The 17,039-nt window shown below is 40.1% G+C and carries 17 protein-coding genes; 1 reads left to right on the top strand and 16 read right to left on the bottom strand.

All coding sequences use genetic code 11. From position 1 onward, the window contains the following. Positions 1–6: 6 nt before the first annotated feature. From aroB to ACXYSK_RS04750, 4 genes are read right to left on the bottom strand one after another with little or no spacing between them, the layout of a single operon-like run. Positions 7–1,074, bottom strand: a complete 1,068-nt coding sequence (aroB, locus tag ACXYSK_RS04735; RefSeq protein ID WP_458625228.1) for a 3-dehydroquinate synthase — start codon at positions 1,072–1,074, stop codon at positions 7–9. A gap of 18 nt (positions 1,075–1,092) precedes the next feature. Beyond that, positions 1,093–1,947: a shikimate dehydrogenase gene (locus ACXYSK_RS04740; RefSeq protein ID WP_458625229.1), complete on the bottom strand. Its 855-nt coding sequence runs from the start codon at positions 1,945–1,947 to the stop codon at positions 1,093–1,095. After that, the gene (aroD, locus tag ACXYSK_RS04745) at positions 1,937–2,614 is read right to left on the bottom strand and encodes a type I 3-dehydroquinate dehydratase (RefSeq protein ID WP_458625230.1); all 678 of its coding nucleotides are present in this window, start codon (positions 2,612–2,614) and stop codon (positions 1,937–1,939) included. Before aroD ends, ACXYSK_RS04740 begins: the two co-directional genes overlap by 11 nt. After that, complete coding sequence (locus tag ACXYSK_RS04750) at positions 2,611–3,774, bottom strand: class I SAM-dependent rRNA methyltransferase (RefSeq protein ID WP_458625231.1); 1,164 nt, start codon at positions 3,772–3,774, stop codon at positions 2,611–2,613. The genes aroD and ACXYSK_RS04750 overlap by 4 nt, the downstream gene beginning before the upstream one ends. 261 nt (positions 3,775–4,035) lie before the next feature. Between ACXYSK_RS04750 and ACXYSK_RS04755 the strand changes: the two genes are divergently transcribed. Beyond that, on the top strand, positions 4,036–5,487 hold the full coding sequence (locus ACXYSK_RS04755; RefSeq protein WP_458625232.1) for an alpha-amylase: 1,452 nt from the start codon (positions 4,036–4,038) through the stop codon (positions 5,485–5,487). A gap of 46 nt (positions 5,488–5,533) precedes the next feature. Here the strand turns inward: ACXYSK_RS04755 and ACXYSK_RS04760 are convergent, their stop codons facing one another. From ACXYSK_RS04760 to cdaA, 12 genes are all read right to left on the bottom strand, one after another. Further along, complete coding sequence (locus tag ACXYSK_RS04760) at positions 5,534–6,208, bottom strand: DnaD domain-containing protein (RefSeq protein ID WP_006145172.1); 675 nt, start codon at positions 6,206–6,208, stop codon at positions 5,534–5,536. A gap of 8 nt (positions 6,209–6,216) precedes the next feature. Then, a complete protein-coding gene (gene metA / locus ACXYSK_RS04765; protein ID WP_458625233.1) occupies positions 6,217–7,161 on the bottom strand; it encodes a homoserine O-acetyltransferase MetA in 945 nt (314 codons plus the stop codon). Between the two features lie 195 nt (positions 7,162–7,356). After that, the gene (locus tag ACXYSK_RS04770) at positions 7,357–7,869 is read right to left on the bottom strand and encodes an adenine phosphoribosyltransferase (protein WP_006145170.1); all 513 of its coding nucleotides are present in this window, start codon (positions 7,867–7,869) and stop codon (positions 7,357–7,359) included. Between the two features lie 145 nt (positions 7,870–8,014). Further along, positions 8,015–8,602, bottom strand: a complete 588-nt coding sequence (locus tag ACXYSK_RS04775) for a hypothetical protein (protein WP_458625234.1) — start codon at positions 8,600–8,602, stop codon at positions 8,015–8,017. Then, positions 8,602–10,470: an ABC-F family ATP-binding cassette domain-containing protein gene (locus ACXYSK_RS04780; protein ID WP_458625235.1), complete on the bottom strand. Its 1,869-nt coding sequence runs from the start codon at positions 10,468–10,470 to the stop codon at positions 8,602–8,604. The genes ACXYSK_RS04775 and ACXYSK_RS04780 overlap by 1 nt, the downstream gene beginning before the upstream one ends. Next, complete coding sequence (locus tag ACXYSK_RS04785) at positions 10,467–11,666, bottom strand: CCA tRNA nucleotidyltransferase (RefSeq protein WP_458625236.1); 1,200 nt, start codon at positions 11,664–11,666, stop codon at positions 10,467–10,469. The genes ACXYSK_RS04780 and ACXYSK_RS04785 overlap by 4 nt, the downstream gene beginning before the upstream one ends. Further along, entirely contained in the window at positions 11,663–12,430 is a 768-nt protein-coding gene (dapB, locus tag ACXYSK_RS04790; RefSeq protein WP_458625237.1) for a 4-hydroxy-tetrahydrodipicolinate reductase, read from the bottom strand. The genes ACXYSK_RS04785 and dapB overlap by 4 nt, the downstream gene beginning before the upstream one ends. A 262-nt stretch (positions 12,431–12,692) precedes the next feature. Beyond that, positions 12,693–13,541 (bottom strand): DegV family protein, encoded by an 849-nt coding sequence (locus ACXYSK_RS04795; protein ID WP_458625238.1) that lies wholly within the window; start codon positions 13,539–13,541, stop codon positions 12,693–12,695. A gap of 3 nt (positions 13,542–13,544) precedes the next feature. Continuing rightward, positions 13,545–13,919: a DUF1149 family protein gene (locus ACXYSK_RS04800; RefSeq protein ID WP_235083894.1), complete on the bottom strand. Its 375-nt coding sequence runs from the start codon at positions 13,917–13,919 to the stop codon at positions 13,545–13,547. A 66-nt stretch (positions 13,920–13,985) separates the two neighbouring features. Next, complete coding sequence (gene glmM, locus ACXYSK_RS04805; RefSeq protein ID WP_458625239.1) at positions 13,986–15,335, bottom strand: phosphoglucosamine mutase; 1,350 nt, start codon at positions 15,333–15,335, stop codon at positions 13,986–13,988. A 32-nt stretch (positions 15,336–15,367) separates the two neighbouring features. After that, on the bottom strand, positions 15,368–16,147 hold the full coding sequence (locus tag ACXYSK_RS04810; protein ID WP_458625240.1) for a CdaR family protein: 780 nt from the start codon (positions 16,145–16,147) through the stop codon (positions 15,368–15,370). Continuing rightward, positions 16,134–16,991, bottom strand: coding sequence for a diadenylate cyclase CdaA (gene cdaA, locus ACXYSK_RS04815; protein ID WP_458625241.1), 858 nt, complete (start codon positions 16,989–16,991; stop codon positions 16,134–16,136). Before cdaA ends, ACXYSK_RS04810 begins: the two co-directional genes overlap by 14 nt. Between the last annotated feature and the right edge of the window lie 48 nt (positions 16,992–17,039).

The following is a 17,039-nucleotide window of genomic DNA, read 5'->3' on the forward strand; positions in this document are numbered from 1 at the left end:
TTCTCCTTATTTTACCAAGTAATCTTTCATTTCTTCGAGTGAGACGGGGTGAATAGTGGCTGAACCAAGTTCTGGTACCAAAACTAACTTCATAGTGTTTCCACGCGCTTTTTTATCATGAGTCAAGGCCTGATAAAGCTTATCAACATCCCAGTTTTCATAATCAACAGGAAGTCCAAATTTCTGACACATTTCTCGGATTGACTGAGTGATTCCCACTGGCATGAGGCCTTTTTGTTCTGCGATCTTTGAGACCTGAACCATTCCCATCGCTACTGCCTCACCGTGCATGACACGTCCATAACCAGCAGTTGCTTCAATAGCATGGCCAATGGTATGACCAAAGTTGAGATACAAACGAATGCCATTGTCCAATTCGTCTTCAACCACCATCTTGCGCTTGACCTGGCAAGAGTGCTCAATCAAACTTTCTGAATGTTCCAATATGCTTTCGACAGAACCATCCATTTCAGATAATATGTCCCAGAGTTCTGGATCTTCAATTAAGCCATACTTGATGACTTCACCCATTCCTTCAATCAATTCTCTCTTCCCTAAGGTTTCAAGAACAGTTGGGTCAATCAAAACACCGTCTGGCTGGGCAAAAGTTCCTACCATATTCTTGGCAAAAGGAGTATTCACTCCTGTCTTACCACCGATTGAAGAGTCCACTTGAGCAGTCAAACTGGTCGGAATTTGAACAAAATGAATACCTCGCATGTAAGTTGAGGCTACAAAGCCAGCCAAATCACCAACAACTCCACCACCTAGAGCTACGATACCATCGCTACGAGTCAAGTCTTGCTTAACTAGAAATTCATAAGCCTTTTGAACCGTGGTTAGATTTTTTCGCTCTTCACCCTCTAGGAAGTCAAAAACTGCCACTTGAAAACCAGCATCCTCTAGGCTCAATTTTACTTTTTCTGCATAGAGAGAAGCCACATGGTTATCGGTAATGATAACGACTTTTTGCGGTTGCCAAAGTTCCCGCAACCATTTTCCTGCTTGAGACAAGCATCCTTTTTCAATCTGAATATCATAGGGATGTTGGGGAAGGTCTATTTTGATTTTCATAGCAGTTCTCCTTTTTCTTTATTGATACTTTTGTTTTAATAATTCCCAGATTTGATCTGTTGGCATTTCCTTGCCGGTCCATAACTGAAAAGCTTCAGCTGCTTGGTAAAGCAACATGCCTAGGCCATTAACAGCGTGATTTCCCTGGCTCCTTGCCCACTTTAGAAATGGTGTTTCAAAGGGTTGATAAATCACATCTGCTACCAATAGCTTCTCTGGTAAAACAATACTTGTTGGGATTGGCTGAGATGCCCCATCCATCCCCACACTGGTCGCATTGACCAAGAGTTCCGCTTTTCGAATGTTCTCTTGGAGCTCTTGAGCATCCTCTAAGGCAAACAAATCTACTCTAAATCCTGTTTCATGCTGTAGCTTCTCTAAGTAAGGTTGTGTTTTTCCCATTGAAGCCGATCGTACAAAGACAGAAACTTGACTGACCCCATCTAAGATTGCCTGCGTCAAAATTGCTTTAGCTGCACCACCTGCCCCTAACAGAACCATTCTTTTTCCAGATATTTTAAAAGAAGGCAAGCTCTTAAAGAGTCCCTTGCCATCTGTGTTATATCCAATTAAAGTTCCCTCTCGATTCACAACCGTATTGACAGCACCAATCAAACGAGCTTCTTCACTCAATTGATCCAGATAAGGAATGACCTGCTCCTTGTAGGGCATAGAAAGATTAATTCCAAACATCTTATAACGACGAATATTGGCAACTGTTTCTGCCAAGTCAGTTCCTTCTACCTCCCAAGCAAGATAAACCCCATTGGTATTGGTTGCTTCAAAAGCTCTGTTGTGAATGAAGGGTGAAATGGAGTGTTTGATAGGATTGGCGACTACAGCTGCTAAACGTGTGTAGCCATCAATCTTCATTTAGTATCTCCCAAATTTTTTTCATGCTAGAAAGTGAAATCTGTCCTGGAGCACTGGCTTCGTCCAGACTCGCAAAAGACCAGCTAGAACCCGTCACATCTGAAGTGATACGAGAAACCTTACCCATTTTCCCCATAGAAATCGTCACATATTCTTGTTCTGGGTTCAATGTTTTAAAGCCACGTGTAAAGTTCATCAAATCCAATACATCTTGTTCTGTATGAGCCATAACCGCGATTTTTACAACTTTAGGATTTAAACTTGTCAACTCAGACAAGATTTCCATTAGATTTTCCGGTGTTTCTTGGAAATTATGATAGCTTAAGACCAGGTTTGGAAATTCTAACATCTCCTCAAAAACATCTCTATAACTAAAATACTCAAAATCAATATAATCTGGTTGATAAAGCTGGGCTACTTCCTTGATAATTTGAACATATTCTTCTGACGAGAGTTCAATTTGACCACCCTCAGCACGAGTACGCAAGGTAAAAACAAGCTCACGACCCGCGAATTTTTCAAAAATAGCGGGTGCTACCTGCAAAATAGCTTCCTTGGATAAGAAGTCAGCTCGCCACTCAATGATATCGGCATCATGGTAGCGCATCGCATCAATAGCCTGAGCCTCCTCTAAACTTCTTGGCATTACGGAAACAATTAATTTCATTTACTAACCTTCATGGTAATCACTTTGAGGTAATTACTACTTTCATCTTTTTCGTTGTAGACAAAGTCTGCTGGAAGTCCATATTTATTTAAAATCTGGTACTTTCTTCCTGCAAATCCTTTGTTGATTTGTTCTGTGAATTTTTGACGAGAAACATTAGCCGCATTGGTACTAGCGATAATGATTCCACCGGGGTTTAAAATTTCTAGGCTTTGGGAAATCAACTTGTGATAATCCTTCGCTACAGAGAAGGTTTGTTTTTTATTTCGGGCAAAGCTAGGCGGATCCAGAACAATCACGTCGTAGCTCAACCCCTTCCTCTTAGCATATTTAAAGTATTCAAAGACATCCATGACAATCAATCGATGATGATCAAGACTCAGTCCATTAGCATGAAAATGAGCTTCTGATAGTTCTCTCGAACGCTTGGCTAGATCCACAGAAGTCGTTTCACTGGCACCTCCCATGGCTGCAGCAACTGAGAAAGCGGCTGTATAGGAAAACATATTGAGTAAGGATTTCCCCATAGCTAGACCATCAACCAGGCTCCCACGAACTTCATGCTGATCCAAGAAAATCCCTGTCATAAGGCCGTCGTTCATAAAGACTTGGTACAAGACTCCATTTTCAAGAACAGTGAAAAAATCAGCTGCTTCTTGACCATAGACGTGAGCAGACTCATAATTCAAACCTTTAAAACGAATTTTTTCATAGGCACCTAGGACTTCTGGAAACACCTGAGCAAAGGCGGCTATAATCTCTGGACGAAGGCTATAGATATAGGAGTTATACCAAGAAAAAACAACATAATCTCCATAAAGATCCAGTGTCATGCCACCAAATCCATCGCCTTCTTGATTAAACAAACGAAAGGCAGTTGTCAACTCATCTTGATAGTAGTTAGCGCGTCTTTGTTTGGCTTTTTCAAACAAACTTTCAAAGAAGGATTGGTCAAAAGAAACTTTCTGGTTAGATACAAACCATCCAATTCCCTTATTTTGACGTGATAAATAAGCCTTTCCTAAAAACTGTTTACTTTGATTGAAAAGCTCAACTTCTTGATCAGTTTCAGATAGCTCTGGAAAATCAATCTCTTCCAAAACCATCTGACCCTTATTCAGCTTTTTTTCGACACGCCGGCTGACGAATACTTTTTTCATAGATACAATTATATCAAATTTGTTGAAATTTCACAAAACAGAAACTGGTTTTCTGCATTGATTTCATAGGAAAGATGGCCCTTTATCCTTCATTTTCATCAATCGCTTTCAACAGACAGTCTCCCCCTTCATATTTTTCTAATGTCTAAGATAAAAAATAGACATAAAATACCCCCCGTATATTTTCACAGCGCAAACGTTTGCGTATTGTACAGCTTTGTGGTAAAATGATTGTCAAATTGTTAAGTATGAGGACTATCTATGAAAAATCAAACCCTAATGCAATATTTTGAGTGGTATCTCCCCCATGACGGAAAACACTGGGAACGACTAACTAACGATGCTGAACACCTAGCTAACTCAGGAATTAGTCATATCTGGATGCCACCTGCTTTTAAGGCTACAAACGAAAAAGATGTTGGTTATGGAGTCTATGATCTATTCGACCTTGGTGAATTTGACCAAAAAGGAACTGTTCGTACCAAGTATGGCTTCAAAGAAGATTATCTCCAAGCCATTCAAACACTTAAATCTCACGGAATCCAACCGATGGCTGATGTCGTCTTAAACCACAAGGCAGCTGCAGATCATTTAGAATCCTTTCAAGTTATCGAAGTGGATCCAGAAGACCGCACAATCGAACTAGGAGAACCTTTCACCATCAATGGTTGGACCGGTTTTACTTTTGATGGTAGACAAAACACCTACAACGATTTTCACTGGCACTGGTACCACTTCACAGGAACTGACTACGATGCTAAACGTCGTAAGTCTGGCATCTATCTCATTCAGGGAGAGAATAAAGGTTGGGCTCATGAAGAATTAGTCGACAATGAGAACGGAAATTACGACTATCTCATGTACGCAGACCTGGATTTCAAACACCCCGAAGTCATCCAGAATATCTATGACTGGGCAAATTGGTTTATCGAAACGACTGGTGTATCAGGCTTTCGCTTAGATGCAGTTAAGCATATTGACTCTTTCTTTATGCGCAATTTCATACGCGATATCAAGGAAAAATATGGTCAAGACTTCTATGTTTTCGGAGAATTCTGGAATCCTGATAAGGAAGCTAATCTGGATTATCTTGAAAAGATTGAAGAACGCTTTGATCTTGTTGATGTTCGCCTTCATATGAATCTCTTTGAGGCAAGCCGGGCAGGAGCTGACTATGATTTAACAACTATTTTTGATGATAGTCTGGCTCAAATCAATCCGGATCGAGCTGTGACCTTTGTCGAAAACCATGATACACAACGCGGTCAAGCCCTCGAATCTACTGTTGAAGAATGGTTTAAGCCAGCAGCCTATGCTCTTATTCTTTTGCGTGAACAGGGTCTTCCCTGTGTCTTTTACGGAGACTACTACGGTATTTCTGGTCAATTTGCCCAGCAAGACTTTAAAGATGTCCTTAACCGTTTGCTAACTATCCGAAAAGAGTTAGCTTACGGTGAGCAAACGGACTACTTTGATGACCCTAATTGTATCGGTTGGGTCCGTTCTGGCACTGACAACCAATCACCTATCGCCGTTCTTATCTCAAACGCTCAAGAAAATTACAAAACCATGTATGTCGGTCAAGAGTGGGCAAATCGAACATTTGTTGATTTGCTTGGGAACCATCCAGAACAAGTAACTATTACTGCCGAAGGATACGGCGACTTCCCAGTTGCTGAAGGCTCTGTAAGTGTCTGGGGACGTACTGAATAATGACACAAAAAAACTTGCCATTAGACAAGTTTTTTTATATTAAATATTAGTCCTTCCATAAATCCATGGCATTCTTAAAATCAGATGAAACTTGAACATTTTGAGGGTTTGTTGCCTCTCTCTCCTGACGTTTCGCTTCTACCTGGGCTACACTCTTAATACCCTCATGTCGCCAGTTTCGTAGGATTGCTTGGATATATTTCCAGTTTGGTTTTCCATTCAAAACAGCTTCACGTAGAGCTTCTTTTATCAAATCCGCACTCGTCCCATCTTCTTTCAAACTCTTTTCCAAATCTTCGATTTCAAAGGGACTCAAGAGACGACCTAGCTCCTGTTGGAAAGTTTCCACCAAGCTCTTCAAGTCATTCTGAGCTGGTTTCACTTGATTTGGAGCTTGTTTTTCAAATAGTTGGTCTAGGCGCTCCAAGGCAAGGGTTGCGTCAAAAATAACTTCAATCTCTCCATTTAGCTCAATTGTACGATATTGGAGTAATCCTTTATCGGTCAATCGTGAAATGGCTTGATTGACTTCAGTGACCTCTTTGCCAATTTTTTCAGCGATTTGACTTGGCGACAACTCACCCAAAGCCGTTGTATTTTGTAGGTAAAAGAATTGCCAAATCAAGAAATCATCGCTTGACGAGAAGAGTTGATTGTAATTCAAAAGCAGATCACTCGGTAACACCAAGTTCCCTGATTTAAAAGCATCTAAATATGTCATAATTCCTCTTATAAATATCCAAAATGAGACACATCTTCTTCCGCACTTTTCCACTCAAAAGGCGTTTCTTGGTAAACTGCATAATTTACCCAGTTACCGAAAAAGAGGGCTGCAGATGAACTCCAGCGCATGCATGGAAGTTCGTGAATGTCATCATTTTTGAAATAATTTTCTGGTATATGTGGATCTAAACCAGCATCTAGATCTCTAAAATATTCTTTCGCGAGCGTATCACGATCATACTCCAAATGCCCAAAGCTATAGACTTCTCTCAAATCTCGACTCGCAAGGATAGAGATTCCCACCTCTTTTCCTGATGCTAAAATCTCTAAATTAGTTTTATTCAAGATATCCTCTTTGAGAATTTCTGTATGACGAGAATGAGGCGATACATAGAGATCATCAAATCCTCTCAGCAAAAGATGACCTTCTTTTAAAACATCCTGAGGATAAATTCCAGAAAGCTTTTGGGCCATCTGGTGTTTATCTACACCATATCGATAGTAAAGAGCTGCCTGAGCACCCCAACAAATATGGAGGGTCGAGTAGACATGAGTTTTAGACCAATCAATCACTTGGGTAAATTCCTCCCAGTAGTCCACTTCTTCGAAGGGAAGATGTTCAACCGGAGCTCCTGTAATGATCAACCCGTCAAAATACTCGTCTTTGATTTCTGAGAAGGTCTTATAAAATGTCTCCATATGCTCTGAGCGAGTTGTTTTTGATTGGTGACTTTCCATATATAAAAAGTCAATATCCAACTGAAGTGGAGTATTAGCTAAATGTCGCAAAAGCTGGGCCTCTGTCACCATCTTTTGTGGCATTAAGTTTAAAATCAAAATTTTCAGTGGTCGAATATCCTGATGAGCCGCTCGCTGGTCATCCATGACGAAAATATTTTCCGTTCGTAAAATCTCAACTGCTGGTAATTTTTTATCAATTCGAATCGGCATGGAAATCTCCTAACTGTATCATACTGGACTCAAGTAACCTGACTGTCATCAAATGGAATAATCCAGCTGACGACACTTCTTCCCTTTATTATACTGTAAGAAGGTATAGTTTTCAATTATAGTTTTTCTCTAACTAGGTATAGCCTTTTTTTATATCACTATGAAGAGAAAACAGCCCTAAGGACTGTTTTTTCTTTAATAATGCATGAGCACTTTGTAATCGTAATCTCCGATAGCTTCACGACCTTTAAGCTCATCAAGCTCAATCAAGAAGGCACAACCAGCTACGATACCACCAAGTTTTTCAATCATTTCGATGGTTGCTTTGACAGTACCACCTGTTGCCAAGAGGTCATCTACGATCAGAACACGTTGACCTGGTTTGATGGCATCTGCGTGCATAGTCAAAGTATCAACCCCATATTCTTTTTCGTAGTCAGCTGAAATGACTTCACGTGGCAATTTTCCTGGTTTACGTACAGGCGCAAAACCAATTCCCAACTCAAAAGCAACTGGACATCCAACGATAAATCCACGCGCTTCTGGTCCTACGATCATATCAATCTTTTTGTCAGTAGCATATTGAACAATTTCACGAACAGCATAGCTGTAGGCATTTCCGTTAGCCATCAAAGGGCTGATATCACGGAACGTAATGCCTTCTTGTGGGTAATTTTCAATACTTGCAATGTAATCTTTTAAGTTCATAGCATTTCTTTCTTTTTAAGTTTTTACTCCCTATTATACCATATTTCCTAGAAAAGCAAAATAGAAAGAAGTCTTGAAACTTGGTCTAAGAATTCTCTTTTATTCTTCAATGTTGCTACTCACTAGCTCAATGAAGTTCCTACTTCTATTTATTTTTAGAGGTTTGGTTGCGATGACGATTTTGTTCAATGCGCCACTCTCGCTCAAGGTAAGACATAGTTTCAAATACTCTCTTTGGCAAACCAACATCCAGCAAGTGGATTGGAATTTTTAAAACGTTAGAATCTTTCGAACTTGTAAATCTACTTCGTAGACGTCGCCATAGAGAGTTATTGTTCAAAAGATTTGTATCATAAAAATGAACATCAATAGTATAAAAATCCCTTGAATTTCTACTGCCCTTAATTCTCATAAGAGCAAATTTTTCTATATCTCCCCAAGAATAAAACTGCCAGTCTTTTTTCGGGTGTGGCTTATAGGAAAAACCTTGAGCCGTACATTTTAAATACTCTTTATCTGATAGAAGAATCTGTATCCGTTCATACGAGAGCCATCCAACAATGATGATTAAGAATAAGACAAAGAGTCTTAATGCCACCAATCCCACAGGTGCCTCCTTGGGATAGGTCATCATAAAAGATAGGATCCAAAGAAGAAAAGCTAACTCAACTAAGCAGAGAACAATAGTCCAAATGATTTTCTTACTGCTCCATTTGATGATTTTCTCTTCCATTAAACCAACTCACTTAAATATTCATAGCGTTCATATTTTTCAAGTAAGGCTTCATTCTTTTCATCCAGCTCCTTTTGAAGGGTGGCTAGTTTCCCAAAGTCAGAACCATTTGCCTGCATCTCTTCTTCAATCTCTACAATGCGGTTTTCCAAGGCTTCGATGTCACCTTCAATACATGTCCACTCCTGCTTTTCTTGGTAGGTCATCCGTTTCTTTTCTTCACGAACTTTGACGACTTTTTCCTTGTCAGCTTTTTGGTTTTGAGTTACCGTTTCTGCTTCAAAAGCTTTTTCATCTAGGTAGTCTGTGTAATGTCCAAAGAAAGGACGGATGGTTCCATTCTCAAAGGCAAGGATCTTAGTCGCAACCTTATCAAGAAAATAACGGTCGTGACTAACTGTCAGAACTGGACCTGCAAAACCTTGTAAGAAATTTTCTAAAACCGTTAAGGTTGCAATATCTAAATCATTTGTTGGCTCGTCTAAGAGGAGGACATTAGGCTTTTCAAGAAGTAATTTGAGGAGATAAAGACGTTTCTTCTCTCCACCAGATAACTTCTCAATCAAGGTACCATGCGTTGATCGTGGGAAAAGGAACTGCTCTAGCAACTCAGCGATAGATGTCGTAGAACCACCACTGGTCTTGACTTCTTCTGCCACTTCCTGCAGGTAGTTAATAACCCGCTTGCTTTCATCCAAACCTTCGATTTGTTGAGAGAAATAAGCGATGCGAACCGTTTCTCCGATAATAACTTGACCTTCAGTTGGCTCGAGACTTCCTGCAATGAGATTGAGAAGAGTTGACTTCCCAACACCATTATCCCCAACGATTCCGATACGGTCTTTGGCTTGGACCAAAAGGTTAAAATCTTGCAAAATCGGTTTGTCATCATAGGCAAAGGAAACATCCTTAAACTCGATGACCTTTTTACCGATACGGCTAGTTTCAAAATTCATGCTTAAGTCTGTCTCAAAACTAGTATCTGAAACTTCCTTCTTCAAGTCATGGAAACGATTGATACGCGCCTGTTGCTTGGTTGCACGAGCTTGTGGTTGTCTTCTCATCCAGGCTAATTCCTGTTTATAGAGTTGTTCTTTTTTGTGAAGAAGAGCTGCGTCGCGCTCATCCTGTTCAGCCTTGAGACGAACATAATCTTGGTAATTTCCTTGATATTCTGTCAAACCTGCTCTGTCCAACTCAAAGATTCGCGTAGAAAGAGCATCTAGGAAATAGCGATCGTGGGTGATAAATAATACTGTTTTCTTGGAATTTTTCAAGAAGAGGGTTAGCCACTCAATGGTCGCAATATCCAAGTGGTTGGTAGGCTCATCAAGAAGCAAGAGATCATGGTTTCCAAGAAGGACTTGCGCCAACTGAACCCGTCTACGTAACCCTCCAGATAAAGCCCCAACAGGAGTAGATAAGTTCTGAATGCCTAGTTTACTGAGAACCGTCTTGACCTGACTCTCAATTTCCCAAGCTTGAAGGGAATCCATCTCAGCCATAACCCGTTCCAAACGGGTCTGTTTGTCTTCACTATAGTTAAGCATGAGCAGTTCATACTCACGAATTAACTGGATTTCTTTCAAATCACTTGATAGGACAGTATCCAAGACAGTCTTGCTGTCATCAAAATCCGGATCCTGGGTTAAGTAGCCAATCTTGTAATCATTCTTTGCTGAAAATGGGCTAACATCACCATCAAAACCTGAAACGCCAGAAAGCACATCTAAAAGGGTGGTTTTCCCGGTTCCGTTGACACCGATAAGACCAATTCTGTCCAAGTCATGGATGATAAAGGAAATATCTTTAAAGACAGTCTTATCTCCAACGGATTTACTTAGTTTTTCAACGATAAAGTCACTCATTTTCTCTCCCTTAGGTAGTCATGGATGGCTTGACGGTCATTTTCCAATTCTCCATCAACAATAGCATACTCAATTTCTTCTAAAACATCCCCTAATTCAGGACCAGTCTGATAGCCGTATTCTTTGATGAGAATGCCACCATTGATTTGCATTTCTTTCTTATCATGAATGGTCAAACTCTCATAGGTTTCTGTGATAGCTTGCAGATTGACTTCTTTACCTTGAGCTCTGCGTATATTTTCAGCCTGTAGAAGCAAGTCCAAATCAAATCGGTAACAATCACGCTTGCCGAGTTTCCCTTCTTCTCGAAGAGCCAAAATAGTCAATAAATCCTGTACTTGCTTGGCAAATTGTCGTGATGTCTTCCAATGTTTTAAAAATTTTTGAGCATCTTCCACTTTTAAAACCCTTAAAAGTGCTGCCCAGGCTTGTTCAGAAGATTCAAAGGTGAAATTATCTTTTAAGTCAAATAAAGACTGGAGCTTGCCCTGACTACCTGCCATATCTGGAAGATAATCATAAGCTTTACTTGCAATCATAGAAGATAAGCCTACTCTCCAATGAGGGGCTAGTAGAAGTTTATCAAATTCTACAAAAGTACGTTCCACAGAAATTTTCTCTAAGAGTGGCGTTAAGGTCTTCATCGCTTCAAACGTTTCTTGTTCAAGTTCAAAACCAAGACTAGCTTGGAAACGAAATCCACGCATGATGCGTAAAGCATCTTCGTTGAAACGTTCGCTCGCTACACCAACTGCTCGCAGGACTTGATTTTCTAGATCTTGTAAACCATCAAATAAATCAACGATTTCCCCTGTCTCATCCAAGGCAAAGGCATTGACTGTGAAATCACGTCGTTTGAGGTCCTCTTCTAACGAACGAACAAAAGAAACTGAACTTGGTCTACGGTAGTCTACATAGACATCTTCCGTTCTGAATGTGGTTACTTCGTACTCTTCATCTCCATCTAAAACCAAGACGGTTCCATGCTCAATGCCAATATCAGCTGTCCGTGGAAAAATCTGCTTGGTTTCTTCTGGATAGGATGACGTCGCGATGTCCACATCGTGGATAGGACGATTGAGCAGGGCATCCCTAACGGATCCACCAACAAAATAAGCCTCAAATCCTGCTTCTTTAATTTTTTCTAATACTGGTAAAGCCTTCTGAAATTCAGAAGGCATTTGTGTTAATCTCATAATAAGTGTTCTAATCCATAGACAAGCTCATGACGCTTGACAACTTCCTTGATTCCCAAATTCACCCCTGTCATGAAGGAGCTACGATCATAGGAGTCATGACGCAGAGTCAAACCTTCTCCTTGATTTCCAAAAATAACTTCCTGATGAGCTACCAAACCGGGCAAACGAACCGAATGGATACGCATGCCATCAAAATTAGCTCCACGTGCACCAGCAATGAGTTCTTCCTCATCAGGCACACCTTGTTGGATAGATTCGCGAACTTGAGCCATCAATTCAGCTGTTTTAATAGCTGTTCCACTCGGAGCATCTTTCTTCTTATCATGATGCAGTTCAATAATCTCTACATTTGGGAAGTATTTAGCTGCCTGTGCCGCAAATTGCATGAGTAAGACAGCACCCAAGGCAAAGTTAGGAGCAATTAATCCACCCAAACCTTTGGAACGAGAAAAATCTTTTAGTTCTTCTATTTCTTGACTAGTAAAGCCTGTTGTTCCAACGACTGGAGCAAAGCCATTTTCAAGAGCAAAACGTGTATTCTCATAAGCGACAGATGGTGTGGTAAAGTCTACCCAAACATCTGCCTCAAAACCTGCCAAGTCATTCTTATCATTGAAAACAGGAATTCCTTGCCACTCAGATGCAGACTCAAAAGGATCCAAAACGGCTACTAGTTCAAGTTCAGGATCAGACAAAACCATCTGACAAGCAGCTTGGCCCATTCTCCCCTTAAAACCTGCGATAATTACTTGAATACTCATCTTTACTCCTATCTAAGATACAAAGCCTGTAAGAACACAAAGTGAAAATAGGAGTTCTGATCAAGGAGTTTCTTCTCCTTGGAAGAACTATCTTTTTCACACAGGGTTCCAGGCGTGTTCAATTCTAAGATACAAAGGACGTTAGCTGCCCATGAAAAATAGGGAATAGCGCCGACTTTCCGTAAAAGGCAAGACTGGCATCTTTTTTCAAGAGGCAGATAGTCTATGCTCAATTTTAAGATACCAAGACTGTAAGACAAATCTAGACGATTGGTGTGTATGCCAAAGCAATGCTTCCTTCTCCCAGGTGGGTTCCAATGACACTACCAAAGGTTGCAATCTCAACATCTGTAGCTACTCCACTATCTAGCAAAAGCTGACGTAAATCGGCTGCTTTTTGAGGAGCATTCCCATGAATTACAGTAATCTGATAATTTCCATTACTTGTTACTTCTTTGACAATTTCAACCAGACGTTTTGTTGCTTTCTTCTCTGTACGAACCTTCTCATAAACTTCGATAACACCTTGGTCATTAAAATATAGAATTGGTTTAATGCTAAGAAGATTTCCTAAAATGGCTGCGCCGTTTGATAAACGACCACCTTTAACCAAATGATCAAGATCATCTACCATGATAAAGGCAGAAGTATTTTCAATCTGTTCTGTTAACTTAACTAGTATAGACTGGAAATCATCTCCCTGCTCAACCCATTGAAAGACACTTTCCACCATGAAACCTAGTGGTGCACTTGTAATACGAGTATCAGGAAAAGCAATGGTTAATCCTTCGAACTCATCCGTCATATATTGGATATTCTGATGAAATCCTGAGATTCCAGAAGAAAGGAAGAGCCCCAGAACATGAGTATAGCCCTTTTCTTTTAATGATGACAAAATTTCATCCAACTTAGCAATACTTGGTTGACTTGTTTTAGGTAGCTCAGATGAACGAGCCATTTTTTCATAAAATTCTTGAGCGGTTAGATTTACACCTTCAACATACTCCTGTCCGTCGATATTCACAGGAATGTCTAGCACAAATAAATCTTCTTTCCGCAAGGTTTCCGCTTGTAGAAAAGCAGATGAGTCTGTTATGACCGCTAATTTCATTTTTTAAAACTCCAAATTAATTCCTGGTAAATCTAGTGCAATTTCCGTCACTTCATAAGTCAAACGGTTTAGCATATCCAAACAAGGACGAGCAAGTGTCTCAACTTCTTCTTGACTAAAGTCACTTGGTTGATCAACGATACGACCTTCAACGTGGTTAACTTGAGAAATAGTACCACTGATAACAAATTTATCAAAGACAATCATAAAGCTCAAAACAACTACGAGAGAAGTCACTTGGTTTTCTTGATCATGTTGAAGTAGTTGAAAGTTGACATCAACCTTTGTTTCAGGAATTCCGTTTTCATTTTCCCATTCAAAATTACGTGCATCAAAGTGATACTGACTAACAAATTCTTGTTCACGTTTTAAATTCATCATATTCTCCATGGTTACAATTTACTTTGACATTGTAACATATTTTCTTATTTTCTGCTAACTTTCCTAAATTCCAATTTCTGCTTTCACAACTTCGGCAATAGTATCCACATAGTAGTCTACTTCTTCAGTTGTTGGAGCTTCGGCCATGACACGCAAGAGTGGCTCAGTTCCACTTGGGCGTACGAGGATACGTCCGTTACCTGCCATCTCTTCTTCCATCTTATCGATAATAGCCTTGATAGCTGGTACTTCCATGGCTTTTTCTTTCATGGCATTTTCAACACGGATATTGACCAATTTTTGTGGGTAAATCGTTACTTCTGAAGCCAACTGAGATAAGCTCTTACCTGTTTCTTGCATGATTTTGGTCAATTGAACCGCTGAAAGCTGACCATCACCTGTGGTATTGTAATCCATCAAGATAACGTGACCTGACTGCTCTCCACCGAGATTGTAGCCTGATTTTCTCATTTCTTCAACGACATAACGATCTCCAACTGCAGTGACGGCTTTATTGATACCTTCACGATCCAAGGCTTTATGGAAACCAAGGTTAGACATCACAGTTGTTACGATTGTATTTTGTGCTAATTGGCCTTTTTCAGAGAGATATTTACCGATGATATACATAATCTTGTCACCATCGACAATTTCTCCATTTTCATCAACCGCAATCAGACGGTCACTGTCGCCATCAAAGGCCAAGCCAATGGCAGATTGGCTTTCTTTTACAAGTTCTTGCAAGGCTTCTGGATGAGTTGAACCAACATTCAAGTTAATGTTCAAACCATCTGGAGTTTCTCCAATGACAGTGATTTGAGCACCTAAATCTGCAAAGATTTGGCGAGCACTAGTAGAAGCTGCTCCATTTGCAGTATCCAAGGCAACCTTCATCCCTTCAAGAGCTGTTCCAGTTGAAACCAGGTAGGCTTCATACTTGCGTAATCCTTCTGGGTAATCAACAACCGTACCTAATCCTTCTGCACTTGGACGTGGAAGAGTATCTTCACTGGCATCAAGTAAGGCTTCGATTTCTGCTTCTTTTTCATCGTCTAGCTTAAAGCCATCTCCACCAAAGAATTTAATCCCGTTATCAAGGGCTGGATTGTGGCTAGCTGAAATCATGACACCTGCGCTCGCTCCCTCAGTTTTCACCAAGTATGCTACTGCAGGCGTAGCAAGTACACCAAGTTTATAAACGTGAATTCCCACAGAAAGAAGACCAGCAATCAAGGCTGCTTCTAACATTTCCCCTGAAATACGTGTATCGCGTCCAACAAAAACCTTAGGCGCTTCTGTCGCATGTTGACTGAGGACATATCCTCCAAAGCGACCCAATTTAAAGGCCAATTCTGGCGTTAATTCTACGTTTGCTTCTCCACGGACTCCGTCCGTTCCAAAATATTTACCCATTTTAAGATTCCTTTTCTAGTATAATGTTTATTTTAAGATTCTGACTTCGTCTCTGCTGCTGTCGTTGAAGAGTTTTCTGTTGACGAACCATTACTTGTTGAAGTTGTACTACTTGTTGCTCTGACAGCTTTGGTCGTTACTTTCATAGTAGTTTCAAAAGGTGTGATAACTGTTGGTAAGACAGCTCCATTTTTATCAACAGCTTGTAGTGGAACTGAACCAGAGTAATTTCCTGTAATCTGTTCACTCGTTGGCAAAACTGCAACAATACGATCAATCTTAGATAGAGTATCTGCGTCGCTGGTTACTGAAACTTTTTCATCAGAAACAGTAACACGTTCGATTATAATCCGCTCATCAATTTGACTGGTATCGATTTGAGGAACCACAGGTACGTTATCCCTAGTGACCTTCTTACCAATTTTGACTGTAATCTTCTGTGGTGTTGCGACAGCTGTTAAACCACTTGGAAGGTTTTCAATGGTTAAAGGAACTTCGATTGTTCCTTCTGTAGCTTGTGACAAATCAGCAGTAACTTTGAATTTACGTGTGCTCTCCTGCATTTCACTGGCCAAGGTTACGCGATTTGAACCCGTTAGAAACACTGTCACTTCTGAACTAAAGCCACTGATGAAATATTGATCACTATCATAATGGATATCAATCGGTACATTTACTACCGTGTTGGTATAAGTTTCTGTTTTAGTTGATCTTGCGCTGGTATTGTTTTGATAATTAATCGATGTCGCATAGACAAATAAGACACATGCGAATAGGAGCGAGGAGATAATATACAGACTATTTCTTTTCATTATTCCACCCTCCAAAAATACGTTCTTTTAAAGTTAGCTCTGGTGTGTCCTCAGGTATCAAGATACGGCGTAGTTCTTCCTCGAATTCTTCCAAACTCAAATCATGTTTGAAGACACCATTGTAGGTAATCGAAATTCCACCAGTTTCCTCTGATACCACAAAAGTGAGAGCATCTGAAACTTCGGATAAACCAATGGCTGCACGGTGACGTGTCCCGAATTCTTTAGAAATCCCAGTGTTTTCAGTCAATGGTAGATAAGCAGAGGTAACAGCAATTCGATCTCCACTGATAATAACTGCACCGTCATGGAGAGGAGTATTAGGGATAAAGATGTTAATCAATAACTCAGCAGAAATCTTAGCATCCAAAGGAATTCCTGTAACGATATACTCCTGCAAGGTTCTCACACGTTGAATAGCTACCAAAGCTCCAATCTTCCGTGGGCTCATGTACTCAACCGATTTTACAAAAGCCTGGACCATCTGCTCTTCTGAACTCATAGGAGTATTTGAAAAGAAGTCCGTAGCTCGACCTAATCGTTCCAAACCTGTCCGAATTTCTGGAGAAAAGATAACAACCGCTGCGATAACTCCATAGGTAATCAATTGATTAATCAACCAGGAAATAGTTGTCAGGCCTAAAAAGTTAGCTGCTATCTGAGTTAAGATAAAAACTAAAACGCCTCGAACCAGAATCATAATCTTGGTTCCTGCAATTGATTTTGTAAATTGATATAAGATATAAGCAACGATTAGAATATCAATCAAATTTATCACAATACTCCAAGGACTGGAAAATAAACTAGACCAGTATTGGAGATTAGATAATTGCTGAAAATTCATCCTGGGACTCCTCTCCATAAAAAAAGCTTCTCTTCATTATACCATTTT

Source organism: Streptococcus sp. V919 (genome assembly GCF_054353475.1).